This is a genomic window from Armatimonas sp. (assembly GCF_043760365.1).
GTDB lineage: Bacteria > Armatimonadota > Armatimonadia > Armatimonadales > Armatimonadaceae > Armatimonas.
Genome location: NZ_JAYUPA010000640.1, coordinates 1 through 4,101, shown reverse-complemented (window position 1 = coordinate 4,101; position 4,101 = coordinate 1). Strand labels below are relative to the sequence as shown.

Genomic DNA, 4,101 nt, shown 5'->3' with positions numbered 1-4,101 from the left:
ATCTCGACGCGGCTCCGGCGCAGGCATGTGATGTCGAGCGGATCGGGCCGTACCAGCTCTACTTTCGCCGCGACTCGGACATGCCCGAGATTTCCTATGCACGCCCGGTGCGTGGGGAGCGACCGGGAACCCAGGGCGACATCGCGGCCATGCGTGCGGCGTTTCTCGCACGGGGTCGCCGTCCGCGCTGGGAGTATCTGGAGGAGCTGAACCCGGAGCTGGCGGCGCAGCTTATTGAGGCGGGATTTCCCGCGCCCACACCGTGTCCTTTGCAAGTCGTGACGGCGGAGAGCTTTCGCCCTGAGGCAAGTGTCCTTGCCGAGGTACGTGCCATGACGCTTTCGGAAGCGCAATCTGTCGAGGCAGTGATCACCGCTGCGTATGGAGGAAATCCCGCCGAGGCCGATGGCGCGATGCTTCGTGGGATGCTGGAGCGGGGCGCGTGCGTAATCGCGGCCTTTGTGGACGGCAAGCCCGTGGCGGCGGGCGGGCACTCGCCCGTGGGACAGACGACCGAGGTGGCAGGAATCGGCACGGCATTGGAGTGGCGGCGCAAGGGCTTGGCGGGCGCCATCACCACCGCGCTGGTGCAAGATGCGTTCACACGCGGCTGCACGTGTATCTTTCTCAGCGCCGCCGATGAGAGTGTCGCACGGGTCTACGGACGGCTAGGCTTTCAGCAAGTCGGGACAGCGCTCGACTCTATGCTCCCTCCAGATAACGCGGTTTAGCAAGTTACTGCTGCTAGGCAAACCACCTCGTAGTAGTGATAGGTCGCTATGGGAGTGAAACCGGACGAGAGGTACAGATGCAGAGCATTGTCGTTTTCGCTCTCCACCTCAATCAAAATTTGCCACTGTTCTGTCAGTAGGTTCTGAATCACCCCTGCCAAAATCTGTCGCCCGTAGCCCTTGCCCTGGAGCGCGGGCAGAACACCAAACGAGTTGAGACAAGCAAACTTTTCCCAGAAATTCACGCGCACGATTCCGATGGCATTGCCATCAGACATGCCAATATAAAAGTGCTGGAGCGGATCGGCGAGCCAGGCGACGATCTTACCACGGCACTTTTCTATCTCGCTTCCAAACGACTCTGCCATGAGCTGGACCAGTGTCTCGGTGTCGTCGGCGAAGGCACGGCGCACGGTGAGGCGTTGCGGGCGGGGCGGGGCAGGACGAACCTGCTCCGGGTTCAAAAGCAGGCGGTACTCCGAGTGGGTTCTGCGTCCGCCCAGCGCCTCCGCGAAGGCACTACCCGAGGGCGAAGCCGCTTCACTAACCAACAGGAATGTCTTCCTACCTCGCCGTAGACACTCGCGCCGGACGGACTCTAGGAGCGCTCGCCCGATCCCATGGCGTCGGCAGTCAGGGTGTACCAGCCCGACGATTTCCTGCTCGCTCCAGGAAGAAATCTGGAAAATCCCGACGAGTTGCCCGTCCTCATAGCACAGAAACTGGCTCAAGCCGCCGTCTTGCGCCGGGCTCGCCGCTTCCTGATAGAGTCCCGGGTCAATGCCGTCGTGGCCCTGGCAAGCGGCAATCAGTGCGTCGGCATCCGCGCGCTGCTCTGGCGTAAGATTTGTCGCGCAGACTATGCGCATGTGGGCTTTTCTCCGACGATACAAAAAAGTCGGTCATCGGGCAGGGCGGGTTCGTGGGTGAACTCGTGGAGGGCGCGGATTTCTACAAAGCCAGCGTCGGCGAAGAGAGCAATGGCTTGCGCTTGCGTGTACGAGCGGCCCTCTGGGGAGTTGATGTGGTGCTCGGTGGCGACAACCTCACCCTTTTTCTCAACCTCGAAGCGCTGCTCGGCGTGCCAGAGACGCTTCTTAGGTTCATGCCACTCGCGGCAAAACGAGCGGATGGTTGCGCCGTCGCTAGGGCGTGTGACTTCAAAGTGAGGGTGCCAGTCCGATTCGAGTGCATCGCCCTCGCGCCACTCGAAGGAAAACGACGTCACAAAAATTCCGCCGGGTTCGAGATGTGCAAAGATGCGCTTGAGAGTTTGCAGCGCTTCGGCTTCGTCGGTGATGAGCTGGAAGACACTTGAGGAGCCAAGGATCGTTTTGTAGCGGCGCGGTAGATCGAGCGTCACAATACTCTGTTCATAGAGATGGGGAGAGAGGCCACGCGCCACGGCTTTCTGGCGGCAGATCTCAAGCAGCTCCGGGGAGTTGTCCACGCCGTCGGTGTCAATGCCACGCTCCAAATAGGGCAGGAGAATGCGCCCGGTCGCGCAGCCAAGATCAAGAACAGGCTGGCCGTAGCGCTCGGCCAGTTCTCGATAGAGAACGCCATCGCTCCAGCTCTCCGCGCTGGCGCGGTGCAGATCCCAGGTATGGGCCACGAGGCCGTAGTAGTCGTAGTCGGGTTGGTTATCCATTGATGGCTTTATCGAATAGATAGACTCATCTGCTCAACCAACACCTTCGTTTGGCCCTCTTCCCGCGAGGAACGAGCAACAGGGGAAGAGGGCAGCGAGCCTAAGCGAGCGGGAGATGGCCCGAAGGGGCGAGCGGGAGATGGCCTTACGCTTTCTTCATCCAGCCGTTGTCGCCAAGCCAATCAGCCATGCGCTGGGGCCAGGTTTACGAAACGGCATGGTTCGGTTCTCCTAGGTAGTGGGAATGTTCTGGTAGGTGACAAAGGCGAGCTGGCGACTGTCGGGCGACCAGGAGTTGACATTGATCGTCCCCTGACCGCCGTAAAAGCAAGCCAGTGTGGTGATATTTTGAGTTTCTAAGTCCATGAGCCGTAGCGCAACATCTTTCCCAGGCGGGTGGCCGGTGACATCGGGCTCGTAGCTGAGATAGGCCATCTTGCGGCCATCGGGCGAGACGTGGGGGAACCAGTTGTTGCGCGTATCAAACGTGAGCTGCTCTTGCTGGCTGCCGTCGGCCCGCATCCGCCACGCTTGCATCTTGCCCGTGCGCTCGGAGTTGAAGTAGATGTATTTTCCGTCGGGGGAGAACTCCGGGCCATCGTCGAGGCCAGGGACGTTCGTGAGCTGGGTTTCGTCGCCACCGGTGATGGGGATGGTGTAGATATCGAACTGCCCGCCCCGCTGGGCGCAGTAGGCGAGCGTCTGACCATCGGGGGAGACGCCGTGCCAGTAGCTCGGGGAGTTGGGAGTTATCAGCCTGGGAGTGCCGCCGGTGATCGGGAGCGTGTAGATACGCGACTTGCCGTTTTGCGACTGATCGCTGATGATAAGCGTCTGCCCATCGAACGTGACGCCGTGGTCGTTGTTACAGCGTGTCGCAAACCCTGTGTCAATCTGTTCAGCCTCGCCATCGCTACGAATCGGCAGTTTATAGATCAGCCCGCCCGCGTTGTAGAGCCACGCACTGTTGTCTGGGAGCCAGTTGGGCGCTTCAAAGTGCGCCTTCTGGCACAAGCGTACTTTTCTGTCCGTCGAGGCAATGGCAATTGTCTCCAGCGTACTGTAGAGCGCGGTCGGCCCATTGGTGGGAATGGCAGGCACCCCCCGCCCGACATTTGAGAAAATCGCTGTCTCACTGACGTTTTCGTTGTGCGAGCAGACAGCAAGACCAATATAGAACGGCTCGGTTAACTCCAGCGCGACTGCCGCGCCTGAGAACGCACCGTCGGTGTAGAGCCGAATGTACTTGCCTTGCTTCTCCAGCTTGATCGTTTTTGGTGCGGCGACGGCAGCCTGCACTTCCTGCGTAGGCCCGCCCCTAGTCAAGCGGAACTGGAGCGAGGTCAGCCCGTCGCCGTGCACCACGGCGCTCACGTACGCCGACTCCGCATTCAGGCTCTGGCGAAAGACAATCCCGGCTTTGCGGTGGGGCTCAACACCCTCCCCGACAAAGGCGACATCGGCGCTGAGGGTAATGTCTCCTACAGCCTTGCGCCAGAGATAGCGAAACGTGTCCTGATGCGCCCACATGTTCTTACCACTGCCCGTGATGGTGTAGCAACCCGTGTTGCTGTCAAAGTGTGCTTCGCCGGAGTGGACAACATTGCCAATATCGCCGTTATCCTCAAAGATTCCAAGGGATGTTTCCATGCTCTTGGGTATACCAGAAAAGATACAATAGCGTAATGCCCTTGAATTTGAAGATCCAGGAATCGCTCG

Annotated in this window: 4 protein-coding genes; 1 reads left to right on the top strand and 3 read right to left on the bottom strand. The window is 60.0% G+C overall.

The window, feature by feature from the left end; genetic code table 11:
• The coding region (locus ACH2EH_RS14685; RefSeq protein WP_395142792.1) for a GNAT family N-acetyltransferase at nucleotides 1–731 on the top strand (731 nt) is incomplete at its 5' end.
• Here ACH2EH_RS14685 and ACH2EH_RS14680 read toward each other — a convergent pair.
• From ACH2EH_RS14680 to ACH2EH_RS14670, 3 genes are all read right to left on the bottom strand, one after another.
• A complete protein-coding gene (locus ACH2EH_RS14680) occupies nucleotides 728–1,600 on the bottom strand; it encodes a GNAT family N-acetyltransferase (protein WP_395142791.1) in 873 nt (290 codons plus the stop codon). The two genes, ACH2EH_RS14685 and ACH2EH_RS14680, sit on opposite strands and share 4 nt — an antisense overlap.
• Entirely contained in the window at nucleotides 1,591–2,382 is a 792-nt protein-coding gene (locus ACH2EH_RS14675; RefSeq protein WP_395142790.1) for a class I SAM-dependent DNA methyltransferase, read from the bottom strand. Before ACH2EH_RS14675 ends, ACH2EH_RS14680 begins: the two co-directional genes overlap by 10 nt.
• 231 nt (nucleotides 2,383–2,613) lie before the next feature.
• A complete protein-coding gene (locus ACH2EH_RS14670; protein WP_395142789.1) occupies nucleotides 2,614–4,032 on the bottom strand; it encodes a TolB family protein in 1,419 nt (472 codons plus the stop codon).
• Nucleotides 4,033–4,101: the final 69 nt, after the last annotated feature.